We start from the raw sequence: 14,913 nt of genomic DNA, 5'->3' as shown, positions 1-14,913 counted from the left end.
AGCCGTTCCCAGGGCCGGGACGGAGGCAGGCAGGGGCCGGTGTGCCCTGCCTTCCGCGTCTCGGCGCTCTGCTCCGCCGCCGGTGCGGCGCGTGAGGGGGGCGGGGGCGGAATGGCACTCTGGGTCACCAAAGGTGACTCTGGGGAGGACGCGGCGTGTCTGACGAGGGCGTGGAGGGGGCCGGAAACGCCGTTCCGGAGGAGATGCCGAGTCCGGCGCGGGAGCGGCCGGTGCGGGGGCGGGCGGCGCGGTGGCTGCTGGCGGACCGGCTGCACCCGAGCGGGCCCGCCGCGGGGCACCGGGAGGGGCGGCGCACCTACCCGTGGTGGACGGTGGTCTGCCTGACCGGCGTCGACTACTTCTCCACCCTGTCCTACCTGCCCGCCATCGCCGCGGTGGCGGCGGGCGCGGTCGCGCCGCTCGCCACCGCGTGCGTCGCCGTCCTCACCCTGGTCGGCGTGCTGCCCATGTACCGGCACATCGCCCGCAAGAGCCCGCGCGGGCAGGGGTCGATCGCGATGCTGGACCACCTGCTGCCGTTCTGGCAGGGCAAGCTGTTCGTGCTGGTCCTGCTCGGGTTCACGGTGACCGCGTGGCTGGTGACCATCACCCTGTCCGCCGCCGACGCCACCGTCCACCTGCTGGAGAACCCCTACGCGCCGGCCGCGCTGAGCGGCCAGGCCGTGCCGGTCACCATCGGCATGCTGCTCATCCTCGGCGGGGTGTTCCTGCTGGGGTTCCGCGAGGCGATCGTCGTCGCCGTGCCCCTCGTCCTCGTCTTCCTCGGCCTGAACGCGGTGATCGTGGCCGAGGGCATCCGGGAGATCGCGGCCGACCCCGCGGCGCTGTCGCAGTGGACCAGCCGGCTCGGCACCCACGGCATCGGCGGGGCCGCGGCGGTCTCGGTACTGGCCTTCCCGCTGCTCGCACTGGGCCTCTCCGGGTTCGAGACCGGCGTCTCGATGATGCCGCTGGTCCGCTCCGAGGGCGGTACGCGCGCCGAGCGGCTGGCGTCGCGCATCCGCAACACGCGGCGGATGCTGACGACGGCGGCGCTCATCATGTGCGTCTTCCTCATCTCCACCAGCCTGGTCACCACGGTGCTGATCCCGCCGGCCGAGTTCCAACCGGGCGGCGCGGCGAACGGCCGCGCCCTCGCCTACCTCGCCCACGCGCACATCGGCGAGGCGTTCGGCACGGTGTACGACGTCAGCAGCATCCTGGTGCTGTGGTTCGCCGGCGCCTCCGCGATGGCGGGCCTGATCAACATGGTGCCGCGGTACCTCCCGGCGTTCGGGATGGCGCCGGAGTGGGCGCGCGCGGCCCGGCCGGTGGTGCTGGTGCACACCGCGCTGGCCGTCATCGTGACGGCGAGCTTCAGTGCCGGCGTCGGCGCGCAGTCCGGCGCGTACGCGACCGGCATCCTCGCGATGATGGTGTCGGCCGCGGTCGCCGTGACGGTGTCCTTCGCCCGCGCACGCCGCCGGGCCGCCGCTGCGGCGGGCGGCGTGCTGTTCACGGTGTTCGTCTACGCGCTGGCGGCCAACGCGGTCCAGCGCCCCGACGGGATGGCGATCGCCGCGGCGTTCATCGGGGGGATCGTCGCCATCTCGCTCGTGTCCCGGGTGTCGCGCACCACCGAGCTCCGGGTCACCCGGATCACCTACGACCGGCCGGCGCGGCAGTTCGTCTCCGAGGCGGCCGAGGCGGGCCCGCTGCAGGTCATCGCGCACCGGCCGGAGAGCTGTACCGGCGCCGAGTACGCGCGGCGCATCGCCCGGCAGCGCGAGGCGAGCCCGGTGCCGGTCGGCCCGCTGCTGCTCCTGGAGGTGACGGTGGCCGACCCGTCGGAGTTCAGCGAGACGCTGCACATCCGCGGCTTCGACGTCGAGGGGCACCGGGTGCTGCGCACGGTCGGCCCGGCGGCGCCGAACTCCATCGCCGCGCTGCTGCTGTCGCTGCGCGACGCGACCGGAACGCGCCCGCACTGCCACTTCGAGTGGAGCGGGGAGAACCCGCTCGGCCAGCTCGTCCGCTACCTCCTGCTGGGCCGCGGCGACACGGCGCTGCTGGTGCACGAGATCATCCGGGAGAACGAGGCCGACCTGCAGCGCCGGCCGCACGTGCACGTCGGCGGCTGAGCGGCCGTCGGCGGGCACCGCCACCGCAGGCCGCGCACGCAGCTGTCCCGCCGCGCGGAGGAACGGCCCCGGGTGGCGGGACAGCAGATGCCGGATGGCGCGGGTCTCGCGGCCGGCGGCGGGCGCCGCCGGCCGCGAGGGGTCAGCTGCTCTCGGTCGGGGCCGCTCCGGGCCCGGTGCCCGCGTCCCCTTCGCCGTCGCCGGCGGACTCCGGCGGGACGACCGGCTTCAGCAGGGCCCAGCCGCCCATGAACGCCGCGAAGGCGAGCATGCCCAGACCGGACCAGAGGTTGACGTTGAATCCGTCGGCCGCAGCGATGTCGTCCGCCGAGGGCGCGAACCCGAGCACCGTGAGCACGGCACCGTAGATCGCGAACAGCAGGGCGATGATCATCCGGATGTCGGCGAGGATCGGCGCCGCCCCGCGGGTCTTCTGAGTGGTGCTCATCTGAGGGCCTCCTTCACCCGAAGACGATGTTGAGGGCGATGGTGATGACGAGGACGATGCCCGCCAGCAGCCACGGCCTGCGGTACCAGCCGGAGTCCTCGCCGGTGGTGGACGCCTTCAGCGACTCGCGCGGGGTGAGCGAGTAGACGAGTCCGACGAGTTCGCGGTCCGGCTTCGGCTTGGTCATCAGCGAGACGACGACGCTCACCACGATGTCGACGACGAAGGCCGCGCCGGCACCGACGAAGCTCGCGCCCTGGCCGGGCAGGTCGAGCACGCCCAGCTCCGCCATCAGGAAGACGCCCACCGCGCTCAGCGTGCCCAGCACCAGGCCGAGCCAGCCCGCCGTCGGGGTCATCCGCTTCCAGAACATACCCAGGATGAACGTGGCGAACAGCGGCGCGTTGAAGAAGGAGAAGAGCTGCTGGAGGTAGTCCATCAGGTTCTCGTAGCCCGCGGCGATGAACGCCGTGCCGACCGCGCCGACCGTCGCACCGACGGTGACCCACGGCCCCATCTTCAGGTAGTACCGGTCGGGCCGGTTCTTGACGATGTAGGACTGCCAGATGTCGTAGGTGAACACCGTGTTGAAGGCGCTCAGGTTGGCCGCCATGCCGGCCATGAACGACGCGAGCAGACCGGCGAGTGCGACGCCGAGCAGGCCGTTGGGCAGCAGGTCGCGCATCAGGAGCAGGATCGCGTCGTTATAGGTGACGCCGGAGTTCTCGCCCGCCTTGAGCGCCACCATCTCGGAGACCGAGACGCCGGCGATCATGCCGGGCACGACCACGATGAACGGGATCAGCAGCTTCGGGAAGGCGCCGATGATCGGCGTGCGCTGGGCGGCCGACATGCTCTTGGACGCCATGGCGCGCTGGACCTCGACGAAGTTGGTCGTCCAGTAGCCGAAGGCCAGCACGAAGCCGAGGCCGAAGACGATGCCGAGGATGCTGAGGAAGTTGTCGGTGAAGCCGCTCAGCTGGTTGCCGGGCCAGGCCGAGAGCTGCTCGGAGCCGCCGGGGCTGGCGGTGACCTTGGTGACCAGGCCGTCCCAGCCGCCGACCCGGTGCAGGCCGACCAGCGTCAGCGGCAGCAGCGCCGCGACGATGACGAAGAACTGCAGCACCTCGTTGTAGATGGCCGCCGAGAGGCCGCCCAGCGCGGTGTAGGTCAGCACGATGACCGAGGCCAGGATCAGCGACAGCCACAGCGGCCAGCCCAGCAGCACGTTGACGATGCTCGCCAGCAGGAACAGGTTGACGCCGGCGATGAGGATCTGCGCGGCGGCGAAGCTGATGCCGTTGACGAGGTGGGCCGGCTTGCCGAACCGGAAGAGCATGAACTCCGGCACGCTGCGGACCTTGGAGCCGTAGTAGAACGGCATCATCACCAGGGCCAGGAACAGCATGGCCGGCACGGCGCCGATCCAGAAGTAGTGCATCGTCGGCATGCCGTACATGGCGCCGTTCGCCGACATGCCGATGATCTCGATGGCGCCCAGGTTGGCGGCGATGAACGCCAGGCCGGTGACCCAGGCGGGCAGCGAGCGCCCCGACAGGAAGAAGTCGAGGCTGTTGGAGACTGAGCGCCGCGCCATGAAGCCGACACCCAGGACAAACACGAAATACAGCGCCAGCAGGGCATAGTCGACCGCGGCGGCGTCGAGCCTGAGCTGGTCTTGTGCGACAGCCACGTCCGTCGTCCTCTCGGGGGTTCTCACGAGCATTCACATGGTCTTCACATGGTGGACCCACTGTCAACACATCCCACCAAATCTCCACAGAAGACCTCGGGTAGGATGAACAGAAACCAACAAAAAGTACCGGCGCCCCGGGCGGTCGGCCAGGCGACCCGCGCGGCGCCATCGGATTGCTCCACACCGCTGTGAGCTCAAATAACGGTGAGTGGAACGGGAGCGGGGGGCCGGACGTTGGATGCATGGTGCCGATCCGGCATCATCGGGGGCAGCTGTGACGCCACCGGAGTGACCACACGTTCAAACACATTCCACCATCAGGGCGCCACCCTGGCGGGGGCGGAGCGGAGGGGCCGATGCTTGCCGCGCAGCGCCGCGAGCACATCCGTGAACTGATCCGGCGGAACGGCGCCGTGCGCGTCAACGACCTTGTCGCCGCCCTCGAGGTGTCCGACATGACCGTCCGCCGCGATCTGGACGCCCTTGAGGGCCGCGGCGAGCTGCGAAAGGTCCACGGCGGAGCGGTCGCGCCGTCCGGCGGCAGCACCGAGGAGCCGGCCTATGAGGCCAAGGCGACCCGGCAGGTCGCCGAGAAGCACGCCATCGGGCGGGCCGCCGCCGCCCTCGTCGAACCGGGCAGCGCCATCGGCATCACGGCGGGCACCACGCCCAGCATCGCCGCGGAGTACCTGCGCGACATCCCCGGGCTGACCGTCGTCACCAACTCGCTGCACGTCGCCGAGGTCTTCCACCGCTCCACCCGCAGCGACCAGACGGTGGCGCTCACCGGCGGCTTCCGCACCCCCTCCGACGCCCTGGTCGGGCCGATCGCGCTGACCGCACTGCGCGACCTCCACCTGGACGTGCTCCTGCTCGGCGTCTACGGCATGCACGAGCGGACCGGCTTCACCACCCCCAACCTGATGGAGTCCGAGACCAACCGGGCCTTCGTCGACTCCGCCCGCACGCTGATCGTGCCCGTGGACCACACCAAGTGGGGCACCGTCGGAATCTCCACGATGGCGCCGCTGGACCGGTGCGACGTGCTGGTCTCCGACGACGGCCTCGACGGCCCGGCGCGGGAGGCGCTGGCCGAGCACGCCGGCGAGCTGGTGATCGCCCCAACGGAGGAGGACGAGTGAAGAGGACGTCGGCGCGACTGGCGGACGGCCGGGAGATCATCTACTTCGACGAGGACGACGGCGCCTCCCGCAGCGCTGCCGATACCCGCGACCTGCCGCCGCACGACCCTGCGCCGGAGACCCGGTACGACCCGCTGCTCGGCGAGTGGGTGGTGATGGCGGCGCAGCGGCAGAGCCGCACGCACCAGCCGCCGAGCGACGCGTGCCCGCTGTGCCCGTCGACTCCGGAGCGCGCCACCGAGGTGCCGGAGTACGCCTACGACGTGGCCGCGTTCGAGAACCGCTTCCCGTCACTGGCGGCGGGCGGCCCCGAGCCGGAGGGAGACGTCTTCGAACTGGAGCCGTCCCGCCGCGCCGCCCAGGGCCGCTGCGAGGTCCTCTGCTTCTCCTCGGACCACACCGCCTCGTTCGCGGACCTGCCGCTGGCCCGCATCCGCACCATCGTCGACGCCTGGGCCGACCGCACCGCGGAGATCTCCCGGGTACCAGGCGTCGAGCAGGTGTTCTGCTTTGAGAACCGGGGCGCCGAGATCGGGGTGACGCTGCCGCACCCGCACGGCCAGATCTACGGCTACCCGTTCATCACGCCGCGCACCCGCCGCGTGCTGGACAGCGCCGCGGAGTACCAGCGCCGCACCGGCGGCGACCTGCTCGCCGACAACCTGGCCGCCGAGCGGAAGGCCGGGCTGCGCATCGTCGCCGAGACGCAGCACTGGACCGCCTTCGTGCCGGCCGCTGCCCGCTGGCCGGTCGAGGTGCACCTCTACCCCAAGCGCAAGGTGGCCGACATTCCAGCGCTGACCGGCGAGGAGCGCGACGACTTCGCCGCGCTCTACCGTGACGTGCTGCGCCGCGGCGACCGCCTCTTCGACCGCCCGCTGCCCTACATCGCGGCCTGGCACCAGGCCCCGGTGCACACCGGCCGCGACCTGTCCTACCTGCACCTGGAGCTGTTCTCGGTGCGGCGGGCGCCGAACAAGCTCAAATACCTGGCCGGTTCGGAGTCCGGCATGGGCGTCTTCGTCAGCGATGTGCTGCCCGAGGACGTCGCCGCGCGCCTGCGGGACGCCGCCGAGTGAGCCGCGGCGGCTCCCGGGCAGCGCACACAGCCCGACGGGCGGCTCCCCGCCCGGCACCAGCGGAAGGGACAGCAGGGTGAAGATCCTCGTCAGCGGCGGCGCCGGCTATGTCGGCGGCATCGTCGCCGCAGTGCTGCTCGAGCACGGGCACGCCGTGACCGTGCTCGACGACCTCTCCACCGGGCACGCCGGCGGCGTCCCCGCCGGGGCCGGGTTCATCGCCGCGCCGACCGAGGACGCCGCCGGCGCACTCGACCCGTCCTACGACGCGGTGATGCACTTCGCGGCGCGCTCCCTGGTCGGCGCGTCCGTGCAGGACCCCGCGCCCTACTGGCACACCAACGTCGGCGGCACCCTAGCGCTGCTGGAGGCGGCGCGCACGCACGGCATCGGCCGGTTCGTGTTCTCCTCCACCGCGGCGGTGTACGGCGCACCGGCCGAGATGCCGATCCGCGAGGAGACGCCGGCCGTGCCGGCCAACCCCTACGGGGCCAGCAAGCTGGCCGTCGACCACATGCTGGCCGGCTGGTCGGCGGCGTACGGGCTGGGCGCGGTGAGCCTGCGCTATTTCAACGTGGCGGGCGCGCACGGCTCCCTGGGCGAGCGGCACGACCCGGAGACGCACCTCATCCCGAACCTGCTCCGCGCGGCCGCCGAGGGCGGCAGCGCACAGGTCAACGGCACCGACTACGCCACCCCGGACGGCACCGCGGTCCGCGACTACCTGCACGTGCTCGACCTCGCCGACGCGCACGTGCGCGCCCTGGAGCGGATCGAGCCCGGCCGGCACCGGGTCTACAACCTGGGTACCGGGAGCGGATACTCCGTCCGGGAGGTCCTGGGCGCGGTGCGGCGGGTGACCGGCCGTCCGCTCCCGGCGGAGGAGCGCCCGCGCCGCGCGGGCGACCCGCCGGTGCTGATCGCCGCCAACGACCGGGCCCGGGAGGAACTCGGCTGGCGCCCCGAGCGCACGCTCGACGCCATGGTCGGCGACGCCTGGGCGTTCGTCCAGGACAGCGCGGCAGGCAGCGGCGCCGCGCCCGGCGAAGAGGCCGCGGGAGCCCCGCAGGGAGGACCGGCATGACCGAAGCCCACCACACCGCGGCAGCAGCGGCAGCGCCCGATCCCGGCGGCGCGGCGGATGCAGCGGCCGCAGCGTTCCGGGACGCGTTCGGCCGCGCCCCGGACGGCGTCTGGGCCGCCCCCGGGCGGATCAACCTCATCGGCGAGCACACCGACTACAACGACGGCTTCGTGCTGCCGTTCGCACTGCCGCACACACTGACCGCCGCGGCCGGGCTGCGCTCGGACGGCACACTGCGGCTGCACTCCGTCCAGACCGGCGACACGGTGGAGGCCGACATCGCCGCGCTCGCCCCGGGCTCGGTGCCGGGTTGGGCGGCCTACCCGGCCGGGACCGTGTGGGCGCTGCGCGAGCAGGGGCTGCCGCTCGGCGGCCTCGACCTGCTCATCGACTCGACGATCCCCACCGGAGCGGGGCTGTCCTCCTCGGCCGCGCTGACCTGCGCCACCGCACTCGCCGCGACCGAGCTGGCCGCCCCCGGCTCCGAGCAGGCGGCGGACCGGTGGTCGCTGGCGCGCACCGCGCAGCGCGCGGAGAACGACTATGTCGGCATGCCGTGCGGCCTGCTCGACCAGTCGGCGGTGCTGTTCTCCACCGAGGGCCACGCCCTGTTCCTCGACGTCCGGGACTTCCATGCCGAGCAGGTGCCGTTCGACGCGGCGGCGCACGGACTGACGCTGCTGACCATCGACACGCGAGCGCCGCACCAGCTGGTCGACGGGGCCTACGCGCGGCGGCGCGCGGTCTGCGAGCAGGCAGCGGCCGTGCTCGGTGTGCCGGCGCTGCGCGACATCGACCCGGCCGGGCTGGACGACGCCCTGGCGCGGCTCGACGACGACGAGCAGCGCCGCCGCGTGCGGCACGTCGTCACCGAGAACGCGCGGGTGCTGCGCACCGCCGACCTGCTCCGCGCCGGCCGGGTGCGCGAGATCGGCCCGCTGCTCACCGCGTCCGGCGCCTCGCTGCGCGACGACTACGAGGTCACGGTGCCCGAGGTCGACACGGCGGTCGACGCGGCGCTGGCGGCCGGCGCCCTGGGCGCCCGGATCACCGGCGGCGGCTTCGGCGGCTGCGTCATCGCCCTCGTCGACACCGAGCGGGCCGACCGCGTCTCCCGGGCCGTCGCCGACGCCTACGCCGCAGCGGGCTTCGCGCCCCCGGCCGCCTTCACCGCCCTTCCCTCCGAGGGCGCGCGCGCCCTCGGCTGACCCCGGAACCGTGCGCGGGGCGGGCCGGGTGCCGGGCCCGCTCCTTGACCGCCCGGCGCCGCCGTGCGGACCGGCGGTGCGCTGGCCCCCTGACGCAGCGGCCTCCCCCGGCCGCGTTCCGGGCGGCAGCAGGGCCCGGGCGCGTGCGTCCGGGGGGGGGAGGCGGGGGCTCAGTGCTTCTTCGTCACCCGCGGGTGCGCGGCCAGGAGCAGCCCCGAAGCGCGGTGCAGGGCGGCGCGGTCCTCGTCCGGCAGCACCGCGAACAGCGCGTCCTGCGCGGCGGCGATGGCGCGGCCCGCCTCCTCGATCCGGAGCAGGCCCGCCTCCGTGGGCGCAACGATGTAGCGGCGCCGGTCCCGGGGGTTGCGCTGCCGGGCGGCGAGCCCCAGCGACTCCAGCTCGTCCACGACCCCGACCATCACGTTGGGATCGAACCCGAGCGCCGAGGCCAGGTCCTGCTGGGACGGGGAGTCCATGGCGGCGGCCGTCGCCAGGACGTTGAAAAGCCGGGGGGATATCCCCACGGGCTCCAGTGCGCGCTCTCCCGCGGCGTGGACGAGCTCCCCCAGCTTGATCAGCCGGAACCCCGTCTCGTCCGCCAACGCACCACCCGGCCCGGCCTGCTCTGCGCCGCTCTCTGCCATCCGCACATCATAGATCCGCGAAACGATATGTCTTCCATATGATCTTAGCTCGCTATAGTCTCCGATCGTTAGAATCGTAGAGCGATAGGGAATCAGCGATGGCCAGCCGACCGGCGCGCCCACCCGGCAGACGCGACGACCGCACCCTCCTGTGGCGGCTGGGCGCCTTCACCGCCCGGCGGCGCGGCCTGGTGGTCGCCCTCTCCGGCCTGTTCTTCCTGATCGCGGTGGGCTACGGCGCGGGCGCGCTCAACGCGCTCAGCCTGTCCCGGCTCGAAGGCCCCGCGGGCAGCGAGGCCGCGCAGGCGCGCCAGACCATGCAGGACGAGCTCGGCACCGGGGCCCCCAGCGTCACGCTGCTGGCCACCGCCGAGAACGGGGATGTGGACAGTGCCGCGGCCGCGGAAGCCGGCCGCGCCCTCACCGCGGAACTGGCCGCCGTCCCCGAGGTCTCCGACGCGTCCTCCTACTGGACGGCCGACTCGGCGCCCGCCCTCCGCTCCCCGGACGGGACCCAGGCGCTCGTGCTCGCCCACATCCCGGGCGACGCCGACACCACCCGCGGGGTGCTCGCCGAGATCGGCCCCCGGTTCACCGCCTCCGACGGAGCGCTCTCCGTCGAGGTGACCGGCCGTGAAGAGGTCTTCCGCCAGATCGGCGAGGAGTCGTCGGCCGACTTCATCCGCGCCGAGATGATCGTGTTCCCCGCCGTCTTCGTCCTCCTGCTGCTCATGCTCCGCCGCCTCTCGGCCGCCGCGATCCCGATGGCGGTCGGGCTCGCGGCGATCGGCGGGACCATGGCGGCGCTGCGCGCGGCCGCCCTGCTCACCGAGGTGTCCACCTTCGCGCTCAACCTGGTCCTGGTGCTCGGGATCGGGCTGGGGGTCGACTACGGGCTGGTCATGATCGCCCGGTTCCGCGAGGAGCGGGGCCGCGGGCGCCCGGTCGCCGAAGCCGTGGCGGCCACCGTGGCCGCCTCGGGCCGGACGGTCGTGTTCAGCGGTGTCACGGTGCTCGCCTCGCTGGCCGCCCTCCTCGTCTTCCCGCTGCCGTTCATGCGCTCCTTCGCCTACGGCGGGGTGGCCGTGGTCCTGTTCGGGATCCTCGCCGCCCTCGTCCTGCTCCCCGCTCTGCTCGCGTTCGCGGGGGACCGCGTGCTGCGCCGTCCGGGCACCGGCGCCCCGCCGGCGCCGGGCCGCTCGGAGGGAGGCGCGGAGGGCGGCGCCGGGCGGTTCTGGCACGGCCTCGCGCTGCGGTCCATGCGCCGTCCGGTCCTCTTCGGCGGAGCCGCCCTCGCGCTTCTGCTGGCCCTGGGCGCGCCAATCCTCGACGTGCGGTTCGGCGCTTCCGACGAGCGCATCCTGCCGCCGGACTCGGCGGTCCGCGCCACGGAGGACGCGCTCCGCGACGGCTTCGACACCGAGGCGCCGGACGCGATCCAGGTGGTCACCACCGGCGGCGCACCGCCGCGGGAGGAGGTCGCCGACCACGCCGCCGAGCTCTCCCGGATCGAGGGCATCGCCCAGGTCGACTCGCCGGCCGGGCGGTTCGCCGACGGCGAGCGCACCGGGGACGGCGGGGCGGCGGCGGAACGGCTCTCCGCGGACGGGGCCGCACTCTTCGAGGCGGTCCCCACCGAGCGCCGGATGGACGCGGGCGCGGAGACACTGGTGCAGGAGGTCCGCGCGGTGGAGGCGCCCTTCGCGACCGCGGTCGGCGGCACACCCGCCGAGTTCCTCGACTACCGCGATGCCGTCCTGGACCACCTGCTACTGGCCGTGGCCCTGGTCTTCGCGGCTACGTACACGGTGCTCTTCCTGCTTACCGGGAGCGTGCTCCTCCCGCTGAAGGCGACCGTGCTCAACCTCCTGAGCCTGTCGGTCCTGTTCGGCGCGCTCGTGGCGGTCTTCCAGGAGGGCTTCCTGGCGGGACCGCTCGGGTTCACCCCGACCGGGTTCCTCGACACCAGCATCCCGGTGCTGATGTTCTGCATCGTCTACGGGCTGTCGATGGACTACGAGGTGTTCATCCTCGCCCGCATGAAGGAGGAGTACCGGCGCACCGGCGACACCGCCGCCGCCGTCGCCGCCGGGCTGGAGCGGACCGGCCCGCTAGTGACCGCGGCCGCCGCCGTCCTGGCCCTGTCGTTCGCCACCTACGCCGGGTCGGGGGTGGTGTTCCTCAAGATGCTCGGCGTGGGCACCGCGCTCGTGATCGCCGTCGACGCGACCGTCGTGCGCGGCGTGCTGGTGCCCGCGCTGATGCGGATCGCGGGCCCGGCCAACTGGTGGGCGCCCGCACCGCTGCGCGCTCTGCACTCCCGGTTCGGCCTCACCGACGAGCCCCGGTCCGGCGCCGCATCGCGGGAGCGTCCCGTTCCGGACCCCGCAGCGGAAACGCCGGCGCTGCACGGATCAGCTGCGGCAGCGGGCCGAGCAGGCCGGGCAGACGGACCGCAGGGTCCTGGGGCATAGTGGAGTCGAGGCTCCGTCTCCGATCCTGCGAGGGCGGCTATGGGTTCCACCGACGACTCCGTCCGGCATCCGCCCGGCGGTCCGGTCGAGGAGGCGGCGCTGCTGCTGTCCGACGCCGAGCGGGACGCTGCGCTGGGGCGGCTGACCGCAGCGCGGCACGAGGGTCGCATCACGGTCGACGAGCACGCCGAGCGGATCGATGCGGCTGCGGCGGCCCGCACCCGCGGCGACCTCTCGCCGCTCCTCGGCGACCTGCCCGAGCCGGAGCCGGCCGCCGCGCCCGCCGCTCCCGCTCCGGACGGCGGCGCCCCCGCCCCGCGCACCGGCTCCGCCCCCGCGGTGCGCAACTACGCCGCGGTGACAGTGGTGATGTTCGTCATGATGGGCATTCCGGCCATCATCGCCGGCGGACTCTTCGGGCTCGGCGGATGGCTCTTCCTGGTGGGGATGTGGGGCCTGCCGATGATCGGCACCGCGATCGCCCGCCGCCGCGGCGAACCCTCCTGACCTGCGCACACCTGTCCTGTTGAGACCGCGGACGGAGCGCCGCCCCCTGCGTGTGCACCGTCCGCGGCTGCGCCGGGGACGCGTGTTTACGGAGGGGCCCAGGGATAGGCACAGGCAAAGTGCGGGTAAAAGAGAGGGATGACCCCTGGATCCCGGCAGAGACGGCGGGGCCGCCTCGGGGCGGCCGCCGCCGCACTGGCCTTCTCCGCAGTCCTCGTCCCCCTACCCGAGTCCCCCGCATCTGCGCCCGCCGAAGCGGCGCAGGTCCCCTCCGCCCAGGCGCCCGCAGCGCAGGCCCCCGCCGCGGTGCCGCAGGCCGCATCCGATGACCTCCTCCGCAACGGCGACAAGGGCGCCAAGGTGAAAGAGGTCCAGCAGCAGCTGATCGACCTCGGCTACTGGATCGGCGAGGCCGACGGCCAGTTCGGCACGGACACGGTGCTCGCCGTGCAGGCGCTGCAGAAGGCCGCCGGCATCGACACCGACGGCGTCGTCGGCCCGGCCACCCGCGCCGAGATCGCGGACGGTACCCGGCCCTCGGCCGAGTCCTCCTCCGGCGAGGTGGTCGAGATCGACCTCGACAGCCAGCTGCTCATGGTGGTCTCCGACGGCGACGTGGAGCAGGTCTTCAGCACCTCCACCGGATCCGGCGAGACCTACGAGTCGGAGGGCCGCGAGTCGGTGGCCACCACCCCGACCGGCTCCTACCAGGTCTTCCGTGAGGTGGACTCCTGGGACCCCGGCCCCCTCGGCGCGCTGTACCGCCCGAAGTACTTCAACGGCGGCATCGCGGTCCACGGCTACACGTCGGTGCCCACCTACCCGGCCTCGCACGGCTGCGCCCGAGTGGGCCTCAACGCGATGGACTGGCTGTGGGACAGCGGCAAGCTCGAGGTCTACGACACCGTCCTCGTCCACTGACCGACACCGGCACCGCCGGACCTGCACCGCGAACGCCGCCCCGGGCCGCTGCCCGGGGCGGCGTTTCCGCGTCTGCCCCCAAGAGCAGGCCGGGTGGACACCTGTCCTGCTGCGCGGAGCCCTGGCACGCCCCTCGCTGCGTTCTCCTCTTTCGACAGGGAAACCCGCCCCGACTCACTCGCCGGCCGTGCGATCGGTGCACCAGGACACTGCTCGCGGCAAACGCCCCCTCCCGACACGCCCTAGCCCGCTTCAGCCACCGTCAGCAGGCCGCAGCCGTACGCCTTCCCGCGGCCGATGCCCTCGCAGAGGGAGGCGGCGAAGCGCTCCGCGTCGGTGACGACGAGGCGTCCTTCAAACCGCGCCGCGGTCAGGCTGATCGGGTTGCGGCGCTGCGCACCGCCCACCCCGTGGAGGTTCTTCGCCCCGCGCAGGTCGGGCAGCGTGGTGACCCCGGCGTCGGGACCGCCGGCCGGAGCGGCCGGGATGACATAGCCGTGCTGCCGTCCGCGGCCGACCAGCCAGGCGAGCTGGTCGGCGGGCTCGCGCAGCGCGACGCGGCGCCCCCGCCCGAGGGGCCTGCCCGCACCGGCGGCGGCGCCGCCGGCGACGGCCGCAGCGGGTGCGGCGGTAGGGGCGAGGCTTTTCGCGGGCGCAGCCACCAGCTGGAAGGACAGGATGCGGCCGGGGCCGGCCGCGTCGAGAAGCGGCCCGAGCGGATCGACCCGCGGAGCTTCGGCGAGGTACCCGTCGGGCAGCAGCGCCCAGTCCGGCGCGGACCTGCTCTGCACGAGGAGCACGGGACCGCCGCGGCCGCCGCCCTCCAGCCGCCACAGCACGCCGTGCTCCTGCCGCGCGGGCGCCCCGCTGAGCACCTCCGGGAAGACCGACAGCAGCGTCCGGTGCATGTCGTGCACGTTCGCCCGGTCCCGCCGGAACGCGCGCGACGCGGTGTCGACCGCCAGCCTGCTCAGGTACACGGGCCACCTCGGGGGGTCGGAGACGGATCCTGTCCTCCATTGTGGCGAAAAGGCCCGTGCCGCACCGCCCTGATCCCCATCCCGCCCGCGGTTCCGGCTCCCCCGTCAGGCCCGCAGCCGGCCGATCCGGCGCAGCTCGCGTCCGTACTGGTTCTGCGGGAGGAGCGGCTCAAGCCGCAGGAAGAACTCCTCGGCCGCGTCGAGCAGCGCGCGGACGAACTGCTCCTCGCCCGCGCGAACGGTACGCCGCTGCGGCCCCGAATCCAGCTGCGCAACCAGCAGGCCGCCCTTGACCCGCCGGAACTCCAGCGGCAGCGGCTGGTCGGGGAAGAGGGTCCGCGCGGTGCAGGACGTCCGCAACTCCTCCAGCATCGTGAGGATGTAGGCCCAGAGCTGGTCCACGAGGTCCCATTCGGCGTCGCCGATCAGCACCCGGCCGTCCACCGCCACCTCGATCACCCCGTCGATGTAGCGGGGATCCTCGACCCTGCCGTCCCACTCCGCCAGATCCGCGAACGCGCCGCAGGGCTGCTTGATCCGGGTCGCACTGCGGATCGTGCTCTGCCGCTCCATCGGGCCATACAACACC

13 protein-coding genes are annotated in these 14,913 nt (G+C 73.4%); 8 read left to right on the top strand and 5 right to left on the bottom strand.

Translation table 11 applies throughout. The annotated features are described in order from the left end of the window. Positions 1-155 precede the first annotated feature (155 nt). Positions 156-2,141, top strand: a complete 1,986-nt coding sequence (locus tag ACYVGT_RS21485) for an APC family permease (protein WP_460861361.1) — start codon at positions 156-158, stop codon at positions 2,139-2,141. A 142-nt stretch (positions 2,142-2,283) separates the two neighbouring features. On the opposite strand, the gene ACYVGT_RS21480 is transcribed toward ACYVGT_RS21485, so the two are convergent. Continuing rightward, positions 2,284-2,589 (bottom strand): hypothetical protein, encoded by a 306-nt coding sequence (locus ACYVGT_RS21480; RefSeq protein ID WP_460861358.1) that lies wholly within the window; start codon positions 2,587-2,589, stop codon positions 2,284-2,286. Between the two features lie 13 nt (positions 2,590-2,602). Then, positions 2,603-4,282, bottom strand: coding sequence for a sodium:solute symporter family protein (locus tag ACYVGT_RS21475; protein ID WP_460861356.1), 1,680 nt, complete (start codon positions 4,280-4,282; stop codon positions 2,603-2,605). A gap of 359 nt (positions 4,283-4,641) precedes the next feature. Between ACYVGT_RS21475 and ACYVGT_RS21470 the strand changes: the two genes are divergently transcribed. From ACYVGT_RS21470 to galK, 4 genes are all read left to right on the top strand, one after another. Further along, the gene (locus ACYVGT_RS21470) at positions 4,642-5,427 is read left to right on the top strand and encodes a DeoR/GlpR family DNA-binding transcription regulator (RefSeq protein ID WP_460861354.1); all 786 of its coding nucleotides are present in this window, start codon (positions 4,642-4,644) and stop codon (positions 5,425-5,427) included. After that, a complete protein-coding gene (gene galT / locus ACYVGT_RS21465) occupies positions 5,424-6,506 on the top strand; it encodes a galactose-1-phosphate uridylyltransferase (protein ID WP_460861351.1) in 1,083 nt (360 codons plus the stop codon). The genes ACYVGT_RS21470 and galT overlap by 4 nt, the downstream gene beginning before the upstream one ends. Positions 6,507-6,582: 76 nt before the next feature. Then, positions 6,583-7,590, top strand: a complete 1,008-nt coding sequence (galE, locus tag ACYVGT_RS21460) for a UDP-glucose 4-epimerase GalE (protein ID WP_460861348.1) — start codon at positions 6,583-6,585, stop codon at positions 7,588-7,590. After that, positions 7,587-8,798 carry a galactokinase gene (gene galK / locus ACYVGT_RS21455; protein ID WP_460861346.1) on the top strand — a complete coding sequence of 404 codons (1,212 nt, stop codon included), beginning with the start codon at positions 7,587-7,589 and terminating at the stop codon, positions 8,796-8,798. The genes galE and galK overlap by 4 nt, the downstream gene beginning before the upstream one ends. A gap of 170 nt (positions 8,799-8,968) precedes the next feature. On the opposite strand, the gene ACYVGT_RS21450 is transcribed toward galK, so the two are convergent. Beyond that, positions 8,969-9,442: a MarR family winged helix-turn-helix transcriptional regulator gene (locus ACYVGT_RS21450; RefSeq protein ID WP_460861342.1), complete on the bottom strand. Its 474-nt coding sequence runs from the start codon at positions 9,440-9,442 to the stop codon at positions 8,969-8,971. 98 nt (positions 9,443-9,540) lie between these two features. Here ACYVGT_RS21450 and ACYVGT_RS21445 point away from each other — a divergent pair, with 98 nt between their 5' ends. The 3 genes from ACYVGT_RS21445 (at position 9,541) to ACYVGT_RS21435 (ending at position 13,344) form a co-directional block, all read left to right on the top strand. Further along, on the top strand, positions 9,541-11,916 hold the full coding sequence (locus ACYVGT_RS21445; RefSeq protein ID WP_460861340.1) for an MMPL family transporter: 2,376 nt from the start codon (positions 9,541-9,543) through the stop codon (positions 11,914-11,916). Positions 11,917-11,955: 39 nt separating this feature from the next. Further along, positions 11,956-12,423 (top strand): DUF1707 SHOCT-like domain-containing protein, encoded by a 468-nt coding sequence (locus ACYVGT_RS21440; RefSeq protein ID WP_460861337.1) that lies wholly within the window; start codon positions 11,956-11,958, stop codon positions 12,421-12,423. 138 nt (positions 12,424-12,561) lie between these two features. After that, entirely contained in the window at positions 12,562-13,344 is a 783-nt protein-coding gene (locus tag ACYVGT_RS21435) for a L,D-transpeptidase family protein (protein ID WP_460861335.1), read from the top strand. A gap of 242 nt (positions 13,345-13,586) precedes the next feature. Here ACYVGT_RS21435 and cas6e read toward each other — a convergent pair whose 3' ends face one another. Further along, positions 13,587-14,324, bottom strand: coding sequence for a type I-E CRISPR-associated protein Cas6/Cse3/CasE (gene cas6e / locus ACYVGT_RS21430; RefSeq protein WP_460861333.1), 738 nt, complete (start codon positions 14,322-14,324; stop codon positions 13,587-13,589). A 105-nt stretch (positions 14,325-14,429) separates the two neighbouring features. After that, on the bottom strand, positions 14,430-14,897 hold the full coding sequence (locus ACYVGT_RS21425; protein ID WP_460861331.1) for a hypothetical protein: 468 nt from the start codon (positions 14,895-14,897) through the stop codon (positions 14,430-14,432). Positions 14,898-14,913 lie beyond the last annotated feature (16 nt).

It is taken from the genome of Nocardiopsis coralliicola, from assembly GCF_054779695.1.
This window is presented reverse-complemented; position numbering and strand designations above follow the sequence as displayed.